The sequence below is a fragment of the Herbaspirillum sp. 1130 genome (genome assembly GCF_017833835.1).
Lineage (GTDB): Bacteria > Pseudomonadota > Gammaproteobacteria > Burkholderiales > Burkholderiaceae_D > Herbaspirillum > Herbaspirillum huttiense.
In genome coordinates this window covers 615,187-640,096 of sequence record NZ_JAFICQ010000004.1, presented here as the reverse complement: position 1 = coordinate 640,096, position 24,910 = coordinate 615,187, and the positions used below count along the sequence as shown (strand labels likewise).

Genomic DNA, 24,910 nt, shown 5'->3' with positions numbered 1-24,910 from the left:
ATGAAGTGTTCTGCCGTTGCCCCCCGCGCCACGGGCCAGCGCAGCCTGCCCCGCCTGGGCCGCATGACCAAAATCGCCTGCGCCGCCAGCAGCCTGCTGGTGCTGGGTGCGGCCACGGTGGTGGCCTGCGGGCCGGATTTTCCGCTGCAATTGCTGGATGACCGCGCCGGTACCCTCAGCAATACGCCCGCCAATTCCTTCGCCTGGGAAGCTGCGCATCTGGTGACCCCGGCCGACAAGCTGCAAGCCGATGAACGCAGCGGCTACGAACAGGCTGCAGGCCAGCCCGACGATCCGCATTCCTTGCGCATGATCGAGAAGGGCCAGCTGGAGGGCGCGCAGTGGGCTGCCCTGCAGGCCATGCGCGCCGCTTCCGATGGCGAGTCCGCCTATGCGGCCGGTGCGGCCTTGCCGCCGGCCATTCGTCTCTACACGGCAGGGGCGCAGGACTTTCGCGCCAATGCCCTGGCAGCGGCACGCCAACGTTTCGAAGCGGTACTGGCACTGCCGCCGCAGCAGGCCAGCGAACGCGCGGTATGGGCGGCCTTCATGCTGGGCCGTCTGCACGCCATTGAGGGACGGCGTGCCGAGGCGATTGCCAGTTTCACCAGAGCGCGCACGTTGGCCGTGGGCGGCGCGCCCGATCCGCTGGGGCTGGCCGTGGCCAGTTACGGCGAGCAGGCGCGGCTGATGCTGTCGGGGCAGAGCGGTCCCTGCAACTGGTCCGATTTCAATGAAGGGCGGGATTGCGGCGAGACCATCCCGCCGTCCGATTTCAAGCAGGCGATCCGCTTGTATGCAGAGCAGGCGGCACGCGGGTCAACCAACGCGCAGGATTCGCTGACGGCACTGGCCTCATGGAGCCTGGGACACGCCGACATCAGCGCGGCGCTGATCGATGATCCGGTCGCACAGCGCCTGCTGGTGGCCTATGCGCTGGCGCGCGTGGGCGACATGGCCGAAGGCAGCGGCAACGGCGACAGTTACTACGATCCGTCCGCGCCCAACAGCGGTTCGTCCGGCTATCCCGATGCGGCGCGCAGTGCCAAGGTCAAGCCCAACAGCGTCCTGGTGACCCTGGTCGATGCCCTCAAGCGGCGCGGCCCGGAAAAGATCGAAGGGGCCGACCGCGTGGCCGCGCTGGCCTATCGCACCGGCCGCTACGACCTCGCTGCCACGCTGGCGAACCGGCAGGAGACCGCCTTGTCCTGGTGGGTACGCGCCAAGCTGGCGCTGCGCAAGGGGGACACCGCCGCCGCCGTGCAAGCCTACGCGCGCGCTGCGCAGGCCTTCCCGCGCAATGACGCCAGCCTGGACCCATCCAATGCCAGCCTGCTCATGGGCGAACAGGGCGTGCTGACGCTCTCGCGCGGGCAATATGTGGAAGCGCTGGCGCAGTTCCATCGGGCCGCCAGCGAGAGCGCGCGACAGTCACGCGGCGGTTATTACGGCGACTATGCCTACGCCAATGACATGGCCTATGTGGCCGAGCGCGTGCTGACCACCGATGAACTGAAAACCTACGTCGATGCCCATGCCCCGGCCTCGCCCATGCCGACAGCGGAGGCCGTGGCCAAGGCAGTGCAGAAGCAGGGTGGAGGACCGCAGTCGGTGCGCTGGGTGGCCGTGGGCCTGTCGGCCATCACCGTCGAAGACAACCTGCGCCAGCTGCTGGCGCGGCGCCTGGTACGCGACGGGCGCGTGGAAGAAGCGCTGCCTTACTTCCCGGACGACCGCGACGAGCGCTTCATCCAAAGCACCTACGATGCCGAGGGCCACGAAGTCCCGGCCGGCTGGCGCATGCGCGCCAAGGCGCGCGAGTACGGCCAGGCACTGGACCGCGGGCAGCATGCCTGGCGCGCCAGCAGCCGTGCCCAGGGCTGGTACGAGGCCGCCGTCATTGCGCGCCGCCAGGGCATGGAGATCATGGGCTATGAACAGGGACCGGACTATGCCGTCTACGGCGGCAGCTATCCGGGCGGTGCCGGACGCGGCATGGGCATGTATGGCAACGAGGACAAGCCATTGCCGGACAACCCGCAAGCCAGAGCCCAGGCCGATCTCCCCGGTCCGCTGGTGACCGATGGCGAGCGCCAGCGCTATGCCGCCACTGAAGCCAAGCCCTACAAGCGTTTCCATTATCGGGATATCGCGGCGGACTACGTCATGAAATCCGCCGATGCCTTGCCCGCACGCTCGCAAGCCTTCGCGGCGGTGCTGTGCCAAGGGGTGAATTTCGTCTATTACGATCAGCCGCGTGCAGAACAACTCTATCTGCGCTACGTGAAGGAAGGGGCGGCCGTGCCGTTCTCGGCCGACTTCGGCCAGAACTGCGTGGAGCCGGACTTTGCCGCCGCCGCCCGCTTCCCGTACGTGCAGGCATGGCGCAGCACGCGCCGCTGGGTCGCGCAGCATCGCGCGCTCAGCGCGGCGCTGTTGCTGGCGGCCGTGGCGGGCGCAGGATTGGGCGTGGCGCAATGGCGCCGCCGCCGGCGTGCGGCAAAGACGGTCGCCTGAGTTTCAGTTGACCAGCTCGCGCTTCAGTTCGGAGATGAGGGCGGGATGCAGCGCGCCGGCACAGAGAAAAGCCGGCCACTTGCCCTTGACCAGATCCATCTCGCGCTCATCGCGGCACAGCAGGATCACCGGCACGTCGGCCAGCTGCTCCTGCGCCTTGAGGTAATGCGCCAGACGCAGGCCGCTCATGCCTTCCATGGCCAGCTGGGCCAGCACCACGTCAGGGCGGTCCAGGGCAATGTGCTCGATGGCGTCAGTGCCGCTGCTGGCGATCTGGATGTCGATGTCGTTGATGGCCAGCCATTCGGTCAGCGCACGGCTGACTTCGGGCTGGGTGGTAGCGATCAGGGCGGTCTTGTGCATGAGTGGACTCTCGCGAAGTCATGGGGCAAGCTCATCATGCACCGGCGGCAACATGGCTGCCATCGGGGTTTTCCTGAGGCAACCCGCCGTCCCTGCATGTAGGGACAGCTTGAGGCAATGCCTGCAGACAAGCTCAGGTATTGACGATCTCCCCGCCATTGGGATGCAGCACCTGACCGGTCATGTAGGAGGCGCCTTCGGTGGCAAGAAAGACATAGGCCGGTGCCACCTCATCGGGCTGTCCCGGCCGTCCCAGCGGCACGTTCTTGCCGAAGCTGGCCACTTCTTCCTCACTGAAACTGGCGGGAATCAGGGGCGTCCAGATCGGCCCCGGTGCCACTGCATTGACGTGGATGCCGGCCGGTGCCAGCTGCTGCGACAGCGAACGCGTGAAGGCCACGATGGCGCCCTTGGTGGCGGCATAGTCCACCAGATGCTTGCTGCCGCGATACGCGGTCACCGAGGTGGTGTTGATGATGCGCGCGCCCCGCGTGAGGAAGGGCATGGCTTCCTTGACCAGATAGAACATCGAGAAGATGTTGGTGCGGAACGTGTGCTCAAGCTGCTCGGCCGAGATCTGCTCGATGCTCTGGGCCGGATACTGCTGGGCCGCATTGTTGACCAGCACGTCCAGCCTTCCATAGGCATCCATCACGGACCGCACGGCGCTGCGGCAGAACTCCGGCGAACCGACGTCGCCCGGGATCAGCAGGCAGGGTGCATCCATGGCCTGGATGTCTTTCTGGGTCAGTCGCGCATCCTCTTCCTCATCCAGATAGACGATGGCCAGCTTTGCCCCTTCGCGCGCATACGCCAGCGCCACGGCACGGCCAATGCCGCTGTCGCCGCCCGTGATGAGCGCGACCTTGCCTGCCAGCCGCCGTCCGGGTTGGCCGGCCGGTGCGCTGTGCGGGCGCGGGTGCATCTCTTGTTCGCTGCCGGGTTGATGGGCTTGGTGCTGGGGCGGAAGGCCTTCGGGTTTGGTATCGCTCATGCTGTCCTCCATGTATGGGTTCTAATAGTAAAAAGTCCATACGAGCCGGTCTGTAGTCCCGCACCGTGATGTGGGTACGGCCGCTCACTGACGGTGATGACGGAGAGGCTGAAGATGAGGTGCGTGCCGGCCGCTAATGCACGAAGCCACCCTTGATGAAGCGTACCGGTTCGGCATCCATGGCAGCGATGAGCTGGTCGATGCCGCCGGCCGCTTCTGCATTGGCGGGTTTGGCCGCCGCGCCTGCCAGGGGAGAGCGGCACAGCATGTCGCTCTGCGACCAGGCCCCGTCGCTGCTGCGCGCACGCAGCCAGCCGTCGCGGTCGGCGATCAGTTCGGTACCGGGCAATTGCGACACCGTCAGACCCGTGAGGATGGCGATGGCGCGCAAGGCGCTGGCGTCATGGCTGGCGCAATCGATGGTGCCGACCGCACTGCGCGGTGCACGCCCGTCGCTGCCCAGCAGCACCGATTGCAGCCGAGGGTCTTCCGCCGGTGCACTGGTCCCGGCCACCACCAGCCGGATGCGCTGGCCCTGCCATTGCCGTGCATGCGTCACGCCAGCGCGGCGGCAATCCAGCGCCAGGTCGGGCAGGGCCACCGGACGCGGCCAGGTGCCGGTCTCGCGGGCCGCCACGCCGGCGGCATTGGCTTTCATGAAATCGATCAGGTCCCAGCGCTCGGTCACGCTCAGGCGCTCGGCATAGCCGGGCATGCTGCCCTTGCCATGACGCAGGCTCCAGTAGAGGTCGCCGTCGAAACGCCGCCACAGCAAGCCACTGGACAGGTTGGGCGGGGCGATCGGCAGCGACAGGGCAAGGGGCGTGTTGCCGCGTCCATCGGCGCCATGGCAGGCCAGGCAATGGCGTGCATAGACTTGCTCACCGCGCACGATGCTGGTGGCTGAAAAAGGCGCAGGAGAGGTCTGGAAACTGGTCGGCGTGGCCGCCGTGGTGAGCAGCGCGGCATCGGGCCACGGCGCGCACCAGCCCAGCGCCACGGCGACGCCCAGCAGCGGCCAGCGGCCGCGCCGCCAGCGCCAGGCCAGGGCCAGCAACAGCAAGGCTGCGCCCTGCCAGGCCAGCGCGGCGAGCAGGGCGCGCACCACGTTGCGGTCGATCAACATCACTTCGCCGGACAGGCGCAGTGCAAAGGGCCAGGCCGGCTGGCCATCGATGGTCGGCACCAGATGCAGCCAGCCCAGCAACTGCAACAGGCCTAGCTGCAATGCCTGCATGGTCTGCAGGATCAGGTTGATGCAGGCTTCCCAATCGAGCTGCAGGCTATCCGTCCACGACATCGCTTACCAGCTGGCATCCAGGCCCAGGTGGCGCAAGGCTTCGTGGCGCAACTGCGCCAGCTTCGGATCGCCGCGATGGCGCGGGTAGGGCAGGTCGACCTGGATCTCGGCGCGGATGGCGGCCGGCCGCTGGCCGAAGATGATGACCCGCTGCGCCAGGAACAGCGCCTCTTCCACATCGTGCGTCACCAGCAGCGAAGAGAAACCGCGCCGCTGCCACAGCGCCACCAGTTCGCTCTGCATGGACAGGCGCGTGAGCGAGTCCAGCTTGCCCAGCGGCTCATCCAGGATCAGCAGTTGCGGAGCATTGACCAGCGCCCGCGCCAAGGCCACGCGCTGGGCCATGCCGCCGGAGAGCTGATGCGGGAAGACATCGGCGAATTCCTCCAGGCCCACCAGCGTGAGCGCATCGTCCACGCGATGGCGCTGCTGCTTGAGCAGGCCGCGTGCCTGCAGGCCCAGGGCGACGTTGTCCCAGACGGTGCGCCAGGGATAGAGCGTCGGGTCCTGGAACACCACGATGCGCGAGGGATCAGGCCGGGTGATGGGCTGGCCGTCTTGCCGGATGTGGCCGGCCGTGGCCGGTTCCAGCCCGGCCACCAGGCGCAGCAGGGTGGACTTGCCGCAACCGCTGGGACCGAGCAGGGCGACGAATTCGCCGGGCGCAACCTTGAGCGAAACCTCGTCCAGCACTTGCAGCGGACCTTGCCCGCCCTTGCGCTCGAACCAGTGGCTGACCTGTTCGATATCGATCTGCGCGCCGGTCACGCCGGCCTCCGCAGTGGCCGCAGGGACGGCGGCGGGAGAAGTGATGCTTACCATTTGACGGTGCCTTTCTGCCACGACAGGGCGTGATCGCGGACCTTGAACAAGAGCGTGATGAGTCCCGAGCACAGGATGGCCATCACGAACAGCGCCGCATACATGTTGCTGTAGGCGGCCCAGCCCTGGGCCCATTGCAGGTACCAGCCCAGCCCGGCTTTCACGCCCATCATCTCGGCGGTGACCAGCACCGAGAAGGCCGCGCCCAGTCCCATGAAGAGTCCGACGAAGACCTGCGGCAGTGCCGCCGGAATCGCGACCCGCAGCACCAGGAAGCGTTCCGACGCGCCCAGCGTGCGGGCCACGTCGTAGTAGCTCTTGCTGACGGCGGCCACGCCCGACCACGTGAGCACGGCAATCGGGAAGAAGCTGGCCAGTGCGATCAGGAACACCGCGGCGGCATAGCTGGAGGGTGCGAAGAAGAAGGCCAGCGGCAGTAGCGCCGAGGCCGGTACCGGACCCAGGAAGCGCAGCACCGGATGCACCCAGTAACCGGCGATGCGCGACCAGCCTATCCATACGCCGACCACGAAGCCGACCGTGGCACCGCTGGCAAAGCCGTGCGCCAGCAGCCGCAGCGAATGCGCGGTGGACAGACCCAGGCGCGGCCAGTCCTCGCCATAGACTTCGATGAGCGCTTGCGGCGGGGCGAAGAAGGGCGTGGGCAGCACGCCCAGCTTGGCGGTGAGGATTTCCCACACGCCCAGCAGCAGCGGCAGGGCGATCAGCCATTGTGCCGCCGGACGCAGCAGGAACACCACGCGCGCCGTCCACGGGCCGCCCACCGACAGCAGGGCCAGCACTGCGGCCACCGTCAGCGCCGCCACGCCGAATTCATCGGTATAGGCCCAGTCGGAAAAGCCGACTTCCTTGTTCGGCCATTGCAGCACCAGCGTGCCCAGTGCCAGCCAGGTGACGGCAGCCAGCAGGCCGCCGCGCCATAGATTCAGGCGCGCAACGCGTTGCAGGGCGGCCGCTTGCGGCGCAGCGCCAGCTTGCCCGGGCAGGTGATCAGTGGTGGTAGTCATTTCATGCTCCGTTGTAGAGGGCGGGCTGGCGATCAGGCCAGTACATCGACCGTCACGTGATTGGCGAAGCGCGCCGGATCGGTGCTCTTCTTGAGCACGCCTGCGGTGTGGAAGTCACGCGCGAAGTATTCGACTTCGGAGCGCAGCACGGTGCCGGTCGGGTGGTTGTGATAGGTGAGGTCGGTGAGCAGGGCGCGCAGGTCTTCCACCGGAATCTTGGGAGAATATTTGGCGTAGAGCTTGGCGGCTTCGTTGGGGTTTTCCGCCACGTAGTCCGAGGCCTGGATGATGGCGCGCACCACGGCTGCGGCCGCCGGCCGGTTGTTGCGCACGAACTCGCCACGCGCACCGGTGATGCAGCAGATCTTGTCCTGGTATTCGCCCTTGGCGTTGTTGCCGATCTCGGCGAAGACGCCGCGATTGCGCTTTTCGATCAGGTAGAGATTGGGGTCGCCGTCGGCGATGGCCTGCACTTCGCCCTTCTTGACGGCCACGTCCAGCAGGTCGGCCGGATAGACGCGCCACTCGACGTCCTTCTCCACGTTCACGCCGCGCTTGGCCAGGTGGATGGCAAAGAAATTCTTGGCCGGGCTGTTGATGTCGGAGACGCCAATGGTCTTGCCCTTGAGCTGCTTCCAGTCCGAGACACCTGCCTCCTTGACGCCCAGCATGCGCAGGCAGCCGCCGTGGGCCGAGCCGATCACCTTGACGTCGAAGCCCGATTCCAGCGGCTTGAGCCAGCGGTGGATCAGCCCCACGCCGACGTCGGCCTTGCCGGTGGCCAGGGCTTCGAGCAGCTGGTCGGTGGAGCCGCCCCAGTTCAGCAATTCCACCTGCAGGTTGTTCTTTTCGAAGAAGCCCTTTTCTTGCGCCACCACCACCGGCGAGAGGCAGAAGGCGACCTGGCTCCAGGCGAAGGTGACCTTCTGTGGCGGGCCGGCCGACCAGGCCTGGCTGGCCGCCAGCGTGCCGCCCACACCGGTCAGTGCGGCCAGCGCGGCACCGCCACCGGCACGCAGCAGGCTGCGGCGTTTGGGGCTGGCGAGATCGGCGTGGAGGTCTTGGTCGGGCAGCAGGATGTCTTGGGTCATGGTGGCGTGGCTCCGCAAATGGAAGGAAGGGCTGGGACCGGCATGGACAATGCAAGCCCAGCTTTGTAAGAACGCCAATATGCAATAGCGCCGCGTGATCGCAAACGAACAAGATCGACAATGGATATGCGACAGGAAATGGCTATCGATATGCGGATTGCTTCCTTGCTCGCGGCCGTGGCGTGGCGGGACACTGGCTGCCTTTTTTCGCCTCATCCACCCTTGCCTGCAGGAGGACGCCATGACATCCCTGAACCATTACCTGAGTGAAAAACGCAGTGCCGTGCTGGCGCGTGAAGCCCTGATCGCGGCCGGCAATGCCGGCCCCAACCAGCTGGCTGCGCGCGTGAGCGCCGAGGGCCGCAGCGGCGTGCGCCGCATCCGCATCCGCGACCACCAGGTCATCAGCGACAGCCCGCCGGACTTCGCCGGCTACAACCTGGGGCCGAGTTCGCCGGAGCTGCAACTGGGCGTGCTGGGTTCGTGCGTTACCCACATCTTCCTGATCCAGGCAGCACACCGGCAGGTCCCCATCGATTCGCTGGAGGTGGAAGTCAGCGGCCGCATCGACCCGCGCGGCGGCCGTCCCGGCCATGAAGACATTCCGGTCTGGCCGCATGACATCGGCTATGTGGTGCATCTCGACTCGCCCGCGTCAAAGGAGGAAGTGCAAGCCCTGTTTGAAGCCGTGGAGGCGACTTGCCCCATCCTCAATCTGTTGAGGAACCCGCAGCAGATCCGTGCCGAAGTGCGCCATCGCCAGACCGAGGCCGCCGAGGCCAAGGCCGGCGGTCATGGTGCAGAAAACGTCATCGCCTGAAACGCCGCCTGCCTGCGCTGGCGACGCCGTGCAGGGCGGGTCGCAAGCGCATGGCGCAAATGATTTATAGTCTGGGTCTGAGCCGGCGCAGACCGGTTGCTGCGGACCGCAGCCATCCGTTGTCCACAGAGAGGGAGACATGTCCACACCCGATTCATCCACCCGGCAGCTCTGGCGCTTGCGCGAGTTCGTGACCGGGTTTGCCGGGCTGCTCGATGCGCGTGCTGACCAGGCCGCCATCCTGCATGGCGGCGCTGCCTTGCTGCGCAACCTGGTGGCCCACGATGACTGGCTGCCGGATGCCTATGCCCAGCCGCATCCCGAGCGCTACCAGCAGTTCCTGCTGCATGCCGATTCGGCGCAGCGTTTCTCGGTGGTGAGCTTTGTATGGGGGCCGGGCCAGCGCACACCCATACATGACCACACGGTCTGGGGTTTGATCGGCGTGCTGCGCGGGGCCGAGCATGCGCAGTCCTTCGCCTGGCAGGAGCAGCAGCTGCAGCCCGTGGGGGAACGCGCGCTGTTGCAGGCCGGGCAGGTCGAGGCGGTGTCGCCGGATCTGCCACCGCTGCACGATGTGCATCAGGTCAGCAATGCCTTTGCCGACCAGGTCTCGATCAGCATCCACGTCTATGGTGCCAACATCGGTGCCGTGCGGCGTTCCGTCTACCATCCCGATGGACGGCGGGTGCCGTTCATCTCCGGTTATTCCAATTCCACCTTGCCCAATATCTGGGACCAGTCCACCGACGCTGCCACACCATGAGTCAAGAACACGCTACTGCTTCCCTGCCCGTGAGTTCCTATGCTGAAGTCCGCGCCGCCTTGCTGGCGCGCGAGGAAATCGCCCTGCTCGACGTGCGCGAGGAAGCGCCGCATGCGCAATCCCATCCGCTGTTTGCCGCCAATTTTCCGTTCTCGCATCTGGAGTTGAATGCCTTTGCCCGGCTGCCGCGCCGCGATGTCCGCATCGTCACGCTCGATGATGGCGAAGGCCTGGCGGTCCGCGCCGCCCTGCGCCTGCGTGCGCTCGGCTACACGCGCGTGAGCGTGCTGGCCGGTGGCGTGCGGGGCTGGCGCGAGGCCGGGGGCGAGCTGTTCCAGGACGTCAACGTGCCCAGCAAGGCCTTTGGCGAACTGGTCGAATCGAAGCGTCATACACCGTCGCTGGCGGCCGAAGAGGTCAAGGCCCTGCTCGACAGCGGTCAAGACGTGGTGGTGGTCGATGCGCGCCGCTTCGACGAATACCAGAACATGAACATCCCCGGTTCCATCAGCGTGCCCGGTGCCGAGCTGGTGCTGCGCCTGCCCGCCATTGCGCCCGATCCCAGGACGCGCGTGATCGTCAACTGTGCAGGCCGTACGCGCAGCATCATCGGTACGCAGTCGCTGGTCAATGCCGGGCTGCCCAATCCGGTCCATGCATTGCGCAATGGCACCATCGGCTGGACGTTGGCGGGGCAGACGCTGGAACACGGGCAGGCACGCCGCTTCCCGGAAACGGTCGAGGCCAGCCAGCGTGAACAGGCGCGTCGGCAGGCGCGCAGCGTGGCTGATCGTGCGGGCGTCAAGCGCATTGCACTGGCACGCCTGGGTGACCTGGCACAGCCGGACCGCACCGTCTACCGTTTCGATGTACGGACGCCCGAGCAATACCGATCCGGACATCTGCCGGGCTTCCTCTCCGCGCCTGGCGGGCAGCTGGTGCAGGAGACCGAGATGAATGCCCCCGTGCGTGGTGCTCGCATCGTGCTGGTGGATGACGATGGCGTGCGTGCTGACATGACTGCCTCATGGCTGGCACAGATGGCGTGGGAAGTATTTGTGGTCGACGGCGTGACGGCGGCCGATTTCACGGTCAGCGGCGACGCCCCGCGCGAGCTGCCGGTGGCGGCACTGCGGCCCGAGCAGCGCATCAGCGCGCAGCAGCTGCAGCGCTGGCTGCAGGCCAATGATGGCACGGTGGTGCTGGATGTGGCTCTGAGCGCGCGCTATGTGGCCGGACATGTTCCGGGTGCCTGGTTTGTGCTGCGCTCGGAGATTGCGGCGGCAGCGCGCCGCTTCCCCTCGGCCACGCGTTTCGTGATCACGTGCGGCAGCGCCTTGCTGGCGCAGTTTGCGGTGCCGGACCTGCAGGCGCTGGTGAGCCAGCCGGTGTTCCTGCTGGAGGGCGGCAATGCGGCCTGGTCACAGGCCGGTCTGCCACTGGAGAAAGGCGAGACCCATCTGCTGTCATCGCGCATCGACCGCTATCGTCGTCCCTATGAAGGGACCGACAATGCGGCCAGCGCCATGCAGGCTTATCTCGATTGGGAATTCGGCTTGGTGGAACAATTGGGGAGGGATGGGACGCATGGGTTCTTCGTGATCTGAAGAACGCGAGTCGTCTGGAAGAAATTTGATCGTTCAAGCTTGATATGAAAAACGGCCCACCGAAGTGGGCCGTGTTCCATATCATCTGTCCTGTGGGGGAGGCTGACGCCCGCGTGTCCACAAGCTCACCGAAAAATGGTAGCACACGCGCCAACGGATAGGAAGATGGAACATGGGCAATACCTTGACGGCATCGCAAATCGACAACATCATCGGCGCGCTTTCAGCCACCCGACTGGCAACCTTTCAGGGCGCGGCGGGCTTCTCCACCAATACCCATCCTATCGACAAGTACAGCTGGCATGCCTTGATGTCTGCGGCCTTCTTTGCGTCATTGCACGTGTGCGAGGTCACTGTCAGAAATGCCGTGGACAGCGCCCTTTGCAGTATTTATGGGAAGGACTGGCCATGGAATCGTAACTTCGAGCGCAGCCTGCCCAATCCCAAAGGACCGCATTTTCAGCCGCAGTCCGAGTTGATGCGTGCGCGGGGCAAAATGCAGAGCGGTGCCACAGGCAAGGTCATCGCCGAGCTCAGGTTCGCTTTCTGGTGCCATCTGTTCACCGTGCGCTATCAAGGACGTATCTGGGACAGTCAGATCCTGCATTGCTTTCCCAATTTTCCGCATCCGCTTCGGCCCGCACAAGCGCGGCAGGTAATTCACACGGAACTGGAGCGCTTGCGCAGGTTCCGCAACCGTATCGCACATCACGAACCGATTTTGGCCGATCCGCTGATTCATCTGCAGTCGAGCATCCAGTCGCTGGTGCATTGGCGTTGCGCCGATCTCGCTGGTTGGCACGCGCAGTGGGAAACGGTCACTCGCCATTTGCAGTGCAAGCCGTGAACGCGGATTGCGATGCGATGAGACTGTCCGTCTCGTTTGCAAGATAACTTGTCGCTCAACAGCGTCACATTGTTGTCACAGGAATGAAATATGATCCGCGGTCTATCCAAAAATCACGACGCGGGCGAGCACGGTGGAAAGTCATTTCAGTCTGACTCCGGCGACAGGGAGCAAGTTGTTCCAACCGACAGCGGGAGCGCTGGCGGTCCAGGTGCCGGTGGTGCAGTTCGATGAGAACAACGCTACCGTCCTGGAGATCTTCGGCCAGCACAAGGAGCTGGTGAGCCTGCCAGTGGTGGAGCGGCAGCGGCCCATCGGGCTCATCAGCCGCCACATCTTCATGTCCCAGATGTCCAAGCCGTATCACCGCGAGCTCTACGAGCGCAAGAGCTGCATCGCGTTCATGGACAAGGACCCCCTCATCGTCGAAGCCGATACCCCCATCGAAACTCTGGGTGCGCTGGCCGTGGCCTCGGGCGACAAGACCCTGGCCGATGGTTTCATCATCGTCGACCAGGGCCAGCTGGCCGGGCTCGGTGCGGGCCTGGCCCTGATGCGCGAACTGGTGGCGATGCAGGAAGAGAAGAATCGCCAGGTCATGCAAAGCATCGACTACGCCAGCGTGATCCAGCGCGCCATGCTGAGCGCCTCGCGCGCGGCCATGACCGAGGCGCTGGCCGATGCCTGCCTGGTGTGGGAACCGCGCGATGTGGTCGGCGGCGACTTCTATCATTTCGAACCGCATCCCGGCGGCTGGTTTGCTGCGGTCGCGGATTGCACCGGCCATGGCGTGCCGGGCGCCTTCCTGACCCTGATCGCTTCGTCGTCACTGAAGCAGGCGCTGGAGCTGCACGGACCGCATGATCCGGCACGTCTCATGCGTGAAGTGAACCGCAGCATGAAGCGCGTGCTGGGACAGCATGGCCAGTCCGGCAAGCCCTCCGAATCGGACGACGGCATGGATGCCTGCTTCTTCTGGTTCGACAGCGCCACCCGCACCCTCACCAGCAGCAGCGCCAAGATGCCGCTGTTCCTGCTGGTGGCCGATGGCACCGAGGTGCTGACCATCGAAGGCAAGCGCGTCGGCCTGGGCTACGTCGATACGCCCGACGACATGCAGTGGGACAACCACAGCCAGCACCTGGCGCCGGGGTCCATGATCTTCGTCTGCACCGATGGCGTGATCGACCAGATCGGCGGCCCTAAGCACATCGCCTTCGGCAAGCAGCGCCTGCGCCGTACCCTGCTGGAACACGGCAGCCTGGCCATGCCGGCACTGGGCCGCGTGGTGATGGACATCCACGGGCATTACCAGGGTACGCAGCGGCGGCGTGACGACATCTGCTTCTTCGGCGTCCGCCTGGATGCCGCGCAGCCAGGCTCTCAACCAGATTCTCAACACGGAACACACGCATGAACGGTATCCAGCAGGAGTGGGCGGAGTTCCACAGCTATGTCGCACGGCGCGACATCGTCTTCTACTACGTCGGCTATTTTTCCCAGACCATCATCGCCGCCATGGCCGAGGCCGTGAAGCTGCGCGCCGAGCATACCGGCGCGCTGGCGCAGACCCGGCGCAAATTGTTTTCTTCCTTCATCGAGATGGCGCAGAACATCGTGCACTACTCGGCAGATCTGCATGAGAAGGAAGGAAAAGTCACAGAGCCGCCAATGCGCCACGGGGCGGTCTACATCACCCAGACCGATGGCCGCTACTTTCTGCATTGCGCCAATCCGGTCGATGCAGAGATGGCCGACAAGCTGCGCGAGAAGCTGGAACACCTGCGCTCGCTGACCAATGAAGAAATCAAGGCGGCCTACAAGGAAATGCTGCGCGCCGAAACACCGGCCGACAGCAAGGGTGCGGGCCTGGGTTTCCTGACGGTGGCGCGCGATGCCAGTGCACCGCTGGACTTCGAATTCTCCCAGCCCGCCGCCGATGGCGCGCAGACCTTCTATCTCCGGGCCACCATCTGAGGGCCCGCTGCCTCTGACACACGACACCATGGACAATTTATTCATCGCCGCCAGCGCCAGCTCTCCCGAAGTGGACTTCCGCTTCGACCAGCGCACGCTTTCGCTGAAGGGCGAATCCTATCCCGAGAATGCCGCCCAGTTCTGGGGCGAGATCATCACCACCTTGCGCCGCTTCCTGGCCGACGATGAGCAGGGCAGCACCATCACCGTCAACGTGGCGCTGGCCTACTTCAACAGCTCCAGCACCAAGATGCTGTTCTCGCTCTTCGATGCCCTGAACGAGAAGGCCGAGAGCGGCACCGAAGTGGTCCTCAACTGGTACCACGACGAGGAAGACGACACCATCTTCGAATTCGGCCAGGAGCTGCAGGAAGATTTCGCCGCGCTGGTCTTCCACGATCACGCGGTCCAGAGCTGATGCACGGCGGCGACCTTTTCGCGGCCGAAGCCGAAGCCCTGCACCGCGCCAATGCGGTGCTGGCCGATCCTGCCAGCGAGCCGGCCAGCCATCGTGCGGCGCTGGAAGAACTGGTGCAGCACTATGGCCAGCTGATGCGCCAGAGCCGCCGCCTGATCTCGCGCAGCGACCGCACCGAGCGCGAACTGAACCTGCTCAATGCGCGCCTGAAGCAACTGAGCGATGAGCTCGATTACAAGGCGCGCCATGACAATCTCACGGGTGCGCTCAATCGCGGCGCTGTGTTCGAGCAGGCGCACCAGATCCTGCAGCAATCTCCGATGTCCCTGATCGTGCTGGACATCGATTTCTTCAAGCGCATCAACGATGAATTCGGCCATCCGGCCGGTGATGCGGTGATCCGCGAGCTGGTCGCGCGCCTGCGCACCACGCTGGCAGGCAATGGCGTCATCGGGCGCGTCGGCGGCGAGGAGTTCACCATCCTGCTGTCCGGCGTGGCGCTGGAGCAGGCCGTGATCCTGGCCGGACGGATTCGCCAGGCGATTGCCGGTGACCGCTTCCAGTGCCTGCCGGCGCGTCCGGTCACCTCCAGCTTCGGCGTGGCCTGGGCCGCCGCCGGCAGCGATTTCGAGGAAGCCTACGCGCGCGCCGACCAGGCCTTGTATCAGGCCAAGCGCGGTGGACGCAATCGGGTGGAGTCGGAGGAGTCGGTCACCGGCTGAGCTCCGGTGACCGTGATGGAGCAGGGGCAGGGCAAGTGGGCGGCATCGGCCGCCCCGTCAGTTTTCTTCACTCAGTAGCGCGTCATCGCCGCCACCAGCGCGGCCAGCGAGCCCGCGTTCATCTTGCGCATGACCTGCTGGCGATGGGCCTTCACGGTCCGTTCCGAGGTCCCCAGTTCGGCGGCGATCTGCTTGTTCAACCGTCCTTTCACCAGACGTTCCAGCACTTCACGTTCGCGCCGGGTCAGGGTCTTGAGCCGCTGGTGGTGCTCCTGCTGCTGCCGCATCTGCGGGCCCGATTCATCGAAGGGCATCAGCGCCCCGCGGAAGGCTTCCACCAGCTGCTGGCGCACCATCGGCTGGGTGCCGGCATCGCCGGCCGGAACGCTCATGAGGCGCTGGCCGGGGTCGTGCGGGCCGTAGCGCTTGTCCTCCGGGGTGGAGGCCGGCGGTGCGCCGGTGATGACGATCAGCGGCCGGCCCAGTTCACGTTCATCCAGCAGCGAGCGCAGACGTGGCGCGTCGAGGTTCTGCATGTGGACTTCCAGAACCAGTCCGCCACGCGCGGTACCGGTGGTGTGCTGCAGAAACTGGTCGGCCGAGGGGTGATGGGCGACATGGAATCCGGCGGCTTCCAGCAGGCGGACCAGCGGTCCGCCGTGAGAATCTTCACCACCGACGATATGAGCGAGATGTGCAGTTGTCATGTTTTTCTTCCTTGACCGATAGGGACGCATCGAACGGGTTCAATGGGCTTCACCGCTCCCTTGCCGGGGAAACTGTTGCAGTTGACAAGGACATGCGGGAAGAAAAACGCAGTTTTACCGGGATGTCGAAAATAGTCGACGAAGCTTGAAATTCAGGCCGGTAAATTCAAATTTATTCGGATATTTCCTCGTTATTTTTCGATATCGCGTTGCGGCGCAGCGACCGATGGGGAAGGGCAGCCGACACAACGGCCGGATCGCGATCAGGACGGCGGCCATCTCTCTCCTGCCTTGCGGCTGGATGCGCATCTCCAGCGCCAACGCCGGTGGCCGGCTCAGGGCCGGCTGTGTTGTTCGGACGGTGCTGCAGCGGGGATCAGGACGCTGAGGACTGCAAGGCAGCGTCCTCGACGGGGGTGGCGCAATACACCTGCGCCCGGCCGTGCGCTTTGGCCTGGTACAGGTTCTGGTCGGCCAGGGCAATCAGCGCGGCCGGCGTGCTGCTGTGACCGGGTACATCGACCGAGGCCACGCCGATGCTGAGCGTGACGAATTCGCTGGCTTCGGAGCGGGCATGCGGCAGGTGCAGGCGGGTCACGGCGTCGCAGACGTCGCGTGCCAGTTTCAAGGCCTGCTCGCGGCCTGCCATGGGCAGGATACAGGCAAATTCCTCGCCGCCGTAGCGCGCCACGCAATCATAGCTGCGGTGGAAGTTGCTGCGGATGGCGTGCGCCACTTCGGCCAGGCAGTGGTCGCCGGCCTGGTCGCCGTAGTGGTCGTTGTACTTCTTGAAGTAGTCGATATCGATCATCAGCAGCGACATGGCCTGGCCGGAGCGCTTGCACAGCTCCCATTTCTCGGCCAGCTCGCTGTCGAACTTGCGGCGGTTGAACAGGCCAGTGAGCGAATCGGTGACGGCGATGTTGCGGTAGAAATCGGATTGCAGTTTCAGCGTCAGGTGCGTCAGCACGCGCGCCTTGAGCACCGTGCCGTTGATCGGTTTGCTGATGAAATCCACGCCGCCCGCATCGAAGCCCTTGACCTCGTCTTCCTCGCTCTGCAAACCGGTCAGGAAGATCACCGGAATGCCCAGCGTGGCGGTGTTCTGCTTGAGCCGTTCGCAGGTCTCGTAGCCGTTCAGGCCGGGCATGTTCACATCCATCAGGATCAGGTCCGGCACCACCTTTTCGCACAGCTCGATGGCCTGCAGGCCGCTGGTGGCCATGAAGATCTCGTAGTCACCCTTGAGCAGGGCATTGGCGAGACGGATGTTGATGGGCTGGTCATCGCACAGCAGTACGCGCGGACGGCTGCCGCGCAGAGATGAGAGTTCTTCCAGGATGCGTTTCAACGAGGTTCTCCGAAATGGTCATCGAGATGGGCCAATGCCGCCGGGAAATCGAGCTTCTCGATCAGTTCCCACAACTGCTGGTAGCGCGTCTGCTGCATCAGCCCATGGCGCTTGCCGATGGCTTCGGCCAAGTCCAGCGCTTCGAGGTTGCTCGACAATAGCAAGGCCCGCAGCGCCTGCCTATCAGGAAAATCGGAAGCCTCTGCTGTCGCCGTCGCCGTCGCCGGCTCCGCGCCGGCCTGCGGCGCAGCCGGCCCCGGTGAGCCGGAAACACCCTGCAGCGCCTGCATCGCCAGTTGCTGCAAGACCACACCCGCATCGCGCCGCACCGCGACCAGTTCTTCGCGCCAGGCCGGGAAAAGACGATCGGACGGCACTCCTTCGCCAGCGCGGCACACGCGCTCTATCCCGGCGAAATACGCCGCCAGGCCGCTGGCCCCGATGGTGGCGCACAAGCCCTTGAGCGCATGGGCGGCCTGCTCGATGCCGCCCGGCGAAGCCTGCGCCAGCGCCGCGTCGTAGTCCGCGAAGAGGCGTTCCAGTTCCGGCCCGGCGGCATCCAGCGTGGTGCGATAGACGTCGCTGGCCTGACGGTAGCGGCGCATCAGGTCTGCGTAGAGGTCGACCTGCTGGCGGTCGGCGGGCGGTACGTCCACGCGCGTGGTCTCGGCGGGTAGCGGCTCTTCCGCAGCGATGCTGCGGTCATGCTGGAGATGCGACAGCAGTGTCGGCACCAGCGTACTCACGTCGATGGGCTTGGCGATGTGTCCCGCCATGCCGGCATCGATGCAGCGGCGGCGGTCTTCCGGCGAGGCATTGGCGGTCATGGCCAGGATCGGGATGTGGCGCAGATCCTGCTGGCGGCGGATGCGCCGGGTGGCTTCGATACCGTCGATGTCCGGCATCTGCAGGTCCATCAGGATCAGGTCGAAGTGGCGCTCGGGATCGCAGGCCATGGCCACGCCCGTGCTGCCGTTCTCGGCGCAGCTGATGTGCGCGCCATACAGGGACAGCAGGCCGGTGGCGACCTGGCGATTGACGGCATTGTCTTCCACCAGCAGGATCTGCACCCCTTCCAGTTCACGCGCGGTCTCGCCGGCGGGCGCATGCCCGGCCTGCATCTGCTCGTCCGCTGCGCATGCCTGCGACAGCGGCGTGGCGTCCTCAATCTCCATGGGCAGGTCGAACCAGAAGCGGCTGCCGCGTCCCGGTTCGCTGCTCACCTGCAACTGGCCGCCCATGAGCTGCACCAGATGGCGGCTGATGGCCAGCCCCAGCCCGGTGCCGCCATAGCGGCGGGTGGTGGAGGCTTCGGCCTGGGTGAAGGCATCGAAGATGTCCTGCAGCCGTTCCGGGGCAATGCCGATGCCGGTGTCGCTGACTTCCACCTGCAGCATCACTTGCCGGGTGCTGTCCGCCGCCAGCCGCCGCAGCTCCACGTCAATGCGGCCCAGATGCGTGAACTTGAGCGCATTGCTGATCAGGTTCACCAGCACTTGCTGCAGTCGATAGACATCGCCCACCACGCGCTGCGGCAGGTCGCCATCCAGCTCGATGTGCAGGCTGACGCCCTCCTGCGGCGGGTTGCCGGCCAGGATCGCGGTCAGGTCGTGGCGGAAATGCTCCAGCGAGAACGCCTGCATATCCAATTGCACCTGCCGGGCATCCATCTTGGAGAAATCCAGCAGGTCATTAAGCAGGTTGAGCAGGGACTTGGCCGAGATCTCGGCCTTGTTCAGGTAGTCGCGCTGGGCTGGCTGCGGTTGCGTTCTCTGCAGCAACTGGATCATGCCCAGTACGCCATTCATGGGGGTGCGGATCTCGTGACTGACGCTGGCCAGGAACAGGCTCTTGGCGGAGTTGGCCTGTTCGGCCTTCAGACGCGCCTCGACCAGGTTGTTTTCGAATTCGATGCGCTGGGTGATGTCCAGGTTGATGCCGATCACGCGCACCGGCGCGCCCATGCCGTTGCGGTCGACGTGGGCACGTGCCTGCACGAAGCGGATGCTGCCGTCGGCGCGCACCACGCGAAACACCGGCTCGAATTCTCCGGTACCGGCCAGCGCCGCCTGCAGGGCCGATTCGACATAGCCGACATCGTCGGGATGCACGCGCCTGCGCCAGCCCTCATAGGTGGTCACCTGCCCGCTGCGGCCATCGCCGATGCCGTAGATCTCGGCGATCTGGCGGTTGAACTCAAAGGTGTCCCCGGTACGGTCCCAGACCCACACGCCCAGCTTGGCCACTTCGGCGGCCAGCATCAGCTGGTCGCGGGCGGCCGCCAGTTCGGCTTCCTGCTGGCGCTGCAGGCTCATGTCCATGGCGATGTAGAGGTCGCCGATGTGGCGCTGGCGGTGATCCAGCATGGAGGTCTGCTGACGCGTGACCGGCAGCGTCACGCCATCCTTGCGGCGGTAGCGCAGGTCGCTCACGGCCTTCTCGTCCAGTGTCGCCTGGGCGCGGATGGCGGGATGGTTGAGGCGGCCCGAGAAGGCTTCCTCCTTCATCTGCCCGATCACGTCCTCGGCGCGATAGCCCAGCATACGTTCGGCCCCGCGATTGAACAGCGTGATCACGCCGTCCGGTGCCGTGGCGATGATGGCTACGCCGGTGGCCGAACTGAGCACGTTGTTGAGCAGGGCGTTGGACTGCTGCACCTGGTCCAGCAGCGACTGGTTCTGGGCCAGTGCCTCGCTGAGCTGGTTGCGGTTGTGGGTGATCTCGGTGACGTCGTGCGCCACGACATAGAAGCCGTTGACTTCACCTTGTTCGTTGACGTCGGGGATGTAGGTGGTGAGGACGTGCTTGTAGCCGTTGACGGCATCGGTGAAGGTGCGCTCGAAGGTTTGCTTCTCTCCGGCCAGCACCGCGTCAATATGGGGCAGGGCGCTTTCATACAGTTCCGTCCCGACCAGATCCAGCATGTACATGCCGGTGATTTCCCCATGCTCACGCCCGAAGACACGCTCGTAGGACGCATTGGCGAAGCGGTTGATGAGATGCTTGTCCCAGTAGCCGACCAGCGAGGGCATGACGTTGAGCACGGTCTGCAGCATGGTTTTGGCCTGGTGCAGCGCATGGGTGCGCTGCTGCACGGTCAGCTCCAGTTCCTCGTTGATGCGGTGCAGCTGGCGCTCGATGCGCTTCTCGCGGGTGATGTCGCGCAGCATGAAGGCCTTGCCGATCTGCCGGCCTGCACCATCGCGCAGCGGGAACATCAGGGCCGAGGCGTAGCGTATCGACTCGCCCTGCAAGCTGATCACGTGGGGCTCCTCCTGCTGGCTGGTGCCGGGACTGAAGCCTGGGGAAGTGGAGCGTGTACTGCCCTGCTGGTCCAGCTCGCGCAGCGCTGCGTGCGTGGAGAGGGCCGTGCCCAGTGCACGTCCTTCGGGCAGGCCCAGGGTGTCGCTGGCCCCCCGGTTCCATGAAGTGATCAGTCCCCGGGCATCGGTGGTGACGATGGCGTCGGGCGAGCTGTCCACCACGGCGGCCAGCAGGGCACGGGCTTCCTGCAGCTTGCGTTCACGGGTGGAGAAAACCTGATAGGCCAGCGCGCTGGCCAGGATCAACATGGCCAGCGTGATGCAGGAAAGCAGCGTGGCACGATCACTGATGAACTGGTGGGCCTGCGCGTATTCGGGGGCGGCGCGGAGACTCAGTTTCCAGGCCCGGCCATAGAGGGGCACGGCCGTTTCCAGACTGACGGCACCCTCGATCTGGTCAAAGCCGCTGCTGCGGAACAGCTCGACGGCTGCGGTATTGCTGGCGACGTCCTCCACCAGAATCTCCAGCGCATGCATGTTCCAGCGCCGGCTCAGTTCGGAGAGGATGTCGTGCACCGACAGCGGCGCGTAAGCCCAGCCGAGGATTCTTTCCTGACGCTGCTCCATGGTCGGCGGCGTGACCGAGCCGGCATAGATGGGCAGCAGGAACAGATAGGCATTGGCCGTTCCCCCTTCCTTCTGCACCAGCCTGATCGGTGTGGTCAGTTCCGCGCGGCCGGTCAGCATGGCGTGATCGGCGGCCGAGCGGCGTTCCGGCGACGAGGCGATGTCCAGGCCCAGGGCCGGCCGGTTGGGGGCGAGGGGCTCAATGTATTCGATCACGTAGCGGTCGCCGGGGTTGTCGGCGAGCTGGGTGATGCCGGAAAACAGCAGGCGGTCTTCGCGCATCTTCTTCTCGTAGGCGGGCAGCGCCGCGAGCGGAACGTGGCGGATGAAGCCGAATCCGCCGGCCCAGGGAAATTCCTGCGCCAGATCGCGGCTGTCCATGTAGCGCAACAGTTTTTCGCGGCTCAGGTCGTCCGCACCGATGGCCAGGATGGCCCCCCGAGTACCACGCAGGCCGTGTTCGTAACGGCGCAGCAGGGATTCGATGTCGTCGCGGATCCAGCGGCTGTCCAGCGCCAGGCTGTCGCGCACCTCCTTCTGGTTCAGGTGCGACAGGCCGGCCACGCCGGCCAGCAAGAGGCTGAAGGCGATCAGCAGGAACAGGCAGGTATTTCGGGTGATTCTGGTCATGGTTGTCGAATTATTGTTATTGCGGTCTGGCAGCTTGGTTTCCCCCTGAACGCTGCCCCCATCGGGATGCATCCGCCTATTGTGCGCGTCTTGCTTCAGAAAGCGGTCCGGGACGCGCCCCGGCACAGGCCAGCAACGGGACCAACTGCTCCCGGTGGTCCCACAGCGCGTAGGTGTGCTCGGCCTCGCTGTCGGCCTGGCGGGTGAGCACCAGGTGCATGCGCTTTCCCCCCCGGCCCTGGAGCGAGACACGCCGGCATGCCGTCGCCGCCACGATCTTCTGGGGCGTATCGAAGACTACCCCGGCTTCGCTATCGCCGACACGGACAATGACGACGCTGTGCCCGCCGCCGCTACCGGGCGCAGCGCATTGTCGGTCCCGCCTGTCCAGCACGCGAGCGTCGATGTTCCAGACGGCAAGGCTGCGGCCGTCGTGGACCATGTGCGCCACGCTCCACGGCTGGCCATCGCCGCTCACGCCATGCTGCCAGGCGAGATCATCGGGCAGGGTGGTCACGCGCACCACATCCTCCATCGGCAAGGCCCAGTCATGGCGGCCCTTGACGATCATGTGTGCCGACGTGCTCACGGGACGCGGCTGGCCGGAGGCGGCGTCCTGCATGCCAGGGGCGGTATCGCTTCCCAGCGGGCAGTAACTGGTCAGCGCTGCCGCATCCAGCAGCGCCATGTGACCACCGTGCTGGGTGGCCAGCAGTCCACGCACCAGTGCCGAGGCGGAAAGCCCGGCCTCATCAGCGGGGCGCAGGCGCGTCATGTCCTCTGCATGAACGCCCTCGGTGGCGCTGACCGGTATCCCGGCCCAGGCACCGGCATGCTGCACCACTGCCAGATAGGGCGTGCAGGCTTCGCCATCGGCACCCAGCAGCGCCGGCGGCAGCACCGGCAGTTTGCGGCCGCGCCAGCTGGTGTAGCCACGCAGTGCCGATTGCAACGCGATACTGGAGATGGCGGGCATCACGTCGGCCGCGACCACATCGTCCGACGGTATGCAGAACTGCTGCGGTCCGATACGTAACCGCGCCAGGAGCATTGTGCCCTGGCTGCGCTGAACAGGTGCCGGTGACCTGGTGGCACCGGGCTTTGCGCCGTCGTCGGCCTGCTGCCAGACTTCACACAAGGCAAACAGCCGTTGCTCGTCCAGTACGGGGAGTGCGCCCATGGCGGGAACGCTGACTGCAGACTGGAACAATTCTTCACCCGACGTCGAACGCTGGGCCAGCGTCGTCAGTGCAAGGGGCTCGCGCAGCACGGCTTTGGTGGCATCGATCTTGATGGCCACCTGGCGTCCTTGCGATTCCAGGACAAGCGCGACCTGCGGATCGCCCGGGCTGGTGCGCTCGGCACTGGGCCACTGCAGCCAGCGCCGCAGGTCCAGCAAGGGGATGCAGCATCCTTCCAGTGTGACCAGGCCGACGCAGGCACCGGCACGGCGCGGCAAGGGCGGTGGCAGGTCCGACAGCGGCAGCGCGGTGCGGACGGCGGGCAGCGCCATGGCGAAATCCACGCCATCCATGGTGCACACCACGCCGCCCGGCAGGTAGAGAGCGTCATCGGTCATCGTCAGGCCTGGTGGGCAATTTCATCCAGCCGCGTCAGCACGTCCAGCACGCTGCGGGTCTCACGCGATTGCTGTGCGCTGGAGGCGCGGATGGCATCCACCGAGGCGGAGGTCCCGTCCACGGTTTGCGAGATGTCGGCAAAGGCGTCCGTGACCTGGGTCGACTGGCGCACGCCCTGGTCGATCAGCAGCAAAGTCTGGCTGATCATGCCCGAGATCTCGCGCGCGGCGTGGGTGGACCGTTCGGCCAGCTTGCGGACCTCGTCGGCGACCACCGAGAAACCGATGCCGTGTTCGCCTGCACGCGCCGCTTCGATGGCGGCATTGAAGGCCAGGATGTTGCTCTGGCCGGCAATGCCGGCGATGAGGTCGACGATTTCATTGATGCGCTTGGCCGAGGTCTGGATCTCGCTGATCGAATGGATGGTGCGCTCCAGCGTGGTCTTGCCTTGGCTGGCGGCGCTCATGGCCATGCGGGCGCGCGAGAGGGTGGTCTCGGTCTCGGTGGAGATGGTCTCGATGGAAGCGGTGAGCGCAGTCATCGAACCTTTGATTTCGGTGATGCTGTCGCTGATTTCAATTTCCTTGCTGACCTGGGCCGTGATGTCGTAGGCGAACTTGACGATCTTGATGATCTTGCCGGACTCGTCGAGGATGGGGTTGTAGCTGGCCCGGATCCAGACCGGTACGCCATGCTTGGCCAGGCGTTCGAATCGCCCGGCCTGGAAGCGGCCTTCGCCGAGATCGGCCCAGAAGTTGCGATAGGCGGGCGACTGGATCTGTGCCGGCTGGCAGAACATGCTGTGATGCTGGCCCTTGATCTCGTCGAGCGTGTAGCCCATGGTGCGCAGGAAATTCGGATTGGCCCCCAGAATCTGCCCACGCAGGTCGAATTCGATGATGGCCGTGGAGCGTGCCATGGCTTCCATCATTCCGGCCTGCTCCATGCTGCGCTGGCGATACGCGGTAATGTCGGTGGCAAACTTGATGATGCCGGTCACCTTGCCGTTTTGGTCCAGCACCGGATTGTAGGAAGCCTGCAGCCAGATCGGATGTCCGTCCCTGGTCTGCCGCAGGAACTGGCCGTGCTCGGCTTGTCCGTCGGCCAAGCGGCGCCAGAAGCTGCGATACTCCTGCGACTTCGCATACTCGGGCTCGCAGAAGATGCGATGGTGCTGACCTTGCAGTTCCTCCAGCTCATAGCCGACGGCTTCGAGGAACAGCCGGTTGGCCCTGACGATCTCGCCAGTGGGCGTGAATTCAATGATGGCCTGGGTACGGTCCAGTGCGCGGCGGATAGCCTGGTGGTAGTGCTCTTGGTCCTGCGCCGGGATGTCAGTCAGGAGGGGGTCGCTTACGGTATTCATCGGTTTCCTTGTCGGGTCTTTTTTGTGATGCATCGGGTGGATGCAGCTGGCCTGTTGCCGGCATGGCTGCGTTCAGTGGGTCGGCGGCAGGTGCCGCCGGGTTCGGGTTATCGC

20 protein-coding genes are annotated in these 24,910 nt (G+C 65.3%); 9 read left to right on the top strand and 11 right to left on the bottom strand.

The annotated features are described in order from the left end of the window. Positions 1 to 2,517, top strand: a complete 2,517-nt coding sequence (locus JOD78_RS20720; protein ID WP_209567543.1) for a hypothetical protein — start codon at positions 1 to 3, stop codon at positions 2,515 to 2,517. 3 nt (positions 2,518 to 2,520) lie between these two features. On the opposite strand, the gene JOD78_RS20715 is transcribed toward JOD78_RS20720, so the two are convergent. The 6 genes from JOD78_RS20715 to JOD78_RS20690 all read right to left on the bottom strand — a co-directional run bounded on the left by JOD78_RS20715 (position 2,521) and on the right by JOD78_RS20690 (position 8,115). Continuing rightward, positions 2,521 to 2,880, bottom strand: a complete 360-nt coding sequence (locus JOD78_RS20715; RefSeq protein WP_121043658.1) for a response regulator — start codon at positions 2,878 to 2,880, stop codon at positions 2,521 to 2,523. 133 nt (positions 2,881 to 3,013) lie between these two features. Further along, positions 3,014 to 3,874, bottom strand: coding sequence for an SDR family oxidoreductase (locus tag JOD78_RS20710; protein WP_209567542.1), 861 nt, complete (start codon positions 3,872 to 3,874; stop codon positions 3,014 to 3,016). 133 nt (positions 3,875 to 4,007) lie between these two features. Continuing rightward, the gene (locus JOD78_RS20705; protein ID WP_209567541.1) at positions 4,008 to 5,174 is read right to left on the bottom strand and encodes a cytochrome c; all 1,167 of its coding nucleotides are present in this window, start codon (positions 5,172 to 5,174) and stop codon (positions 4,008 to 4,010) included. Positions 5,175 to 5,177: 3 nt separating this feature from the next. Next, complete coding sequence (locus JOD78_RS20700) at positions 5,178 to 5,996, bottom strand: ABC transporter ATP-binding protein (RefSeq protein ID WP_209567540.1); 819 nt, start codon at positions 5,994 to 5,996, stop codon at positions 5,178 to 5,180. Next, positions 5,990 to 7,024, bottom strand: coding sequence for an ABC transporter permease subunit (locus tag JOD78_RS20695; protein WP_121043646.1), 1,035 nt, complete (start codon positions 7,022 to 7,024; stop codon positions 5,990 to 5,992). The genes JOD78_RS20700 and JOD78_RS20695 overlap by 7 nt, the downstream gene beginning before the upstream one ends. Positions 7,025 to 7,056: 32 nt before the next feature. After that, positions 7,057 to 8,115: an ABC transporter substrate-binding protein gene (locus JOD78_RS20690; protein ID WP_166675583.1), complete on the bottom strand. Its 1,059-nt coding sequence runs from the start codon at positions 8,113 to 8,115 to the stop codon at positions 7,057 to 7,059. 241 nt (positions 8,116 to 8,356) lie between these two features. Here JOD78_RS20690 and JOD78_RS20685 point away from each other — a divergent pair, with 241 nt between their 5' ends. From JOD78_RS20685 to JOD78_RS20650, 8 genes are all read left to right on the top strand, one after another. Then, entirely contained in the window at positions 8,357 to 8,935 is a 579-nt protein-coding gene (locus tag JOD78_RS20685; protein ID WP_121043643.1) for an OsmC family protein, read from the top strand. 139 nt (positions 8,936 to 9,074) lie between these two features. Beyond that, positions 9,075 to 9,701, top strand: a complete 627-nt coding sequence (locus tag JOD78_RS20680; protein WP_121043640.1) for a cysteine dioxygenase — start codon at positions 9,075 to 9,077, stop codon at positions 9,699 to 9,701. Next, entirely contained in the window at positions 9,698 to 11,308 is a 1,611-nt protein-coding gene (locus JOD78_RS20675) for a rhodanese homology domain-containing protein (protein WP_121043637.1), read from the top strand. The genes JOD78_RS20680 and JOD78_RS20675 overlap by 4 nt, the downstream gene beginning before the upstream one ends. Before the next feature lie 172 nt (positions 11,309 to 11,480). Continuing rightward, entirely contained in the window at positions 11,481 to 12,155 is a 675-nt protein-coding gene (locus JOD78_RS20670; protein WP_209567538.1) for a hypothetical protein, read from the top strand. Positions 12,156 to 12,288: 133 nt separating this feature from the next. Then, positions 12,289 to 13,572: a SpoIIE family protein phosphatase gene (locus JOD78_RS20665; RefSeq protein WP_121043631.1), complete on the top strand. Its 1,284-nt coding sequence runs from the start codon at positions 12,289 to 12,291 to the stop codon at positions 13,570 to 13,572. Then, complete coding sequence (locus tag JOD78_RS20660) at positions 13,569 to 14,132, top strand: SiaB family protein kinase (RefSeq protein WP_034336877.1); 564 nt, start codon at positions 13,569 to 13,571, stop codon at positions 14,130 to 14,132. The genes JOD78_RS20665 and JOD78_RS20660 overlap by 4 nt, the downstream gene beginning before the upstream one ends. A gap of 28 nt (positions 14,133 to 14,160) precedes the next feature. Then, on the top strand, positions 14,161 to 14,550 hold the full coding sequence (locus JOD78_RS20655; RefSeq protein ID WP_034336874.1) for a DUF1987 domain-containing protein: 390 nt from the start codon (positions 14,161 to 14,163) through the stop codon (positions 14,548 to 14,550). Further along, the gene (locus JOD78_RS20650) at positions 14,550 to 15,272 is read left to right on the top strand and encodes a GGDEF domain-containing protein (RefSeq protein ID WP_209567536.1); all 723 of its coding nucleotides are present in this window, start codon (positions 14,550 to 14,552) and stop codon (positions 15,270 to 15,272) included. Before JOD78_RS20655 ends, JOD78_RS20650 begins: the two co-directional genes overlap by 1 nt. A gap of 71 nt (positions 15,273 to 15,343) precedes the next feature. Here the strand turns inward: JOD78_RS20650 and JOD78_RS20645 are convergent, their stop codons facing one another. From JOD78_RS20645 to JOD78_RS20625, 5 genes are all read right to left on the bottom strand, one after another. Beyond that, the gene (locus JOD78_RS20645) at positions 15,344 to 15,979 is read right to left on the bottom strand and encodes a LuxR C-terminal-related transcriptional regulator (protein ID WP_209567534.1); all 636 of its coding nucleotides are present in this window, start codon (positions 15,977 to 15,979) and stop codon (positions 15,344 to 15,346) included. A 376-nt stretch (positions 15,980 to 16,355) separates the two neighbouring features. Continuing rightward, positions 16,356 to 17,330: a diguanylate cyclase gene (locus JOD78_RS20640; protein WP_209567533.1), complete on the bottom strand. Its 975-nt coding sequence runs from the start codon at positions 17,328 to 17,330 to the stop codon at positions 16,356 to 16,358. Beyond that, positions 17,327 to 21,850, bottom strand: coding sequence for a CHASE domain-containing protein (locus JOD78_RS20635; RefSeq protein WP_209567530.1), 4,524 nt, complete (start codon positions 21,848 to 21,850; stop codon positions 17,327 to 17,329). Before JOD78_RS20635 ends, JOD78_RS20640 begins: the two co-directional genes overlap by 4 nt. 76 nt (positions 21,851 to 21,926) lie before the next feature. Next, positions 21,927 to 23,429 carry a chemotaxis protein CheW gene (locus tag JOD78_RS20630; RefSeq protein ID WP_209567528.1) on the bottom strand — a complete coding sequence of 501 codons (1,503 nt, stop codon included), beginning with the start codon at positions 23,427 to 23,429 and terminating at the stop codon, positions 21,927 to 21,929. Between the two features lie 2 nt (positions 23,430 to 23,431). After that, positions 23,432 to 24,796 carry a PAS domain-containing methyl-accepting chemotaxis protein gene (locus JOD78_RS20625; RefSeq protein WP_209567527.1) on the bottom strand — a complete coding sequence of 455 codons (1,365 nt, stop codon included), beginning with the start codon at positions 24,794 to 24,796 and terminating at the stop codon, positions 23,432 to 23,434. Between the last annotated feature and the right edge of the window lie 114 nt (positions 24,797 to 24,910).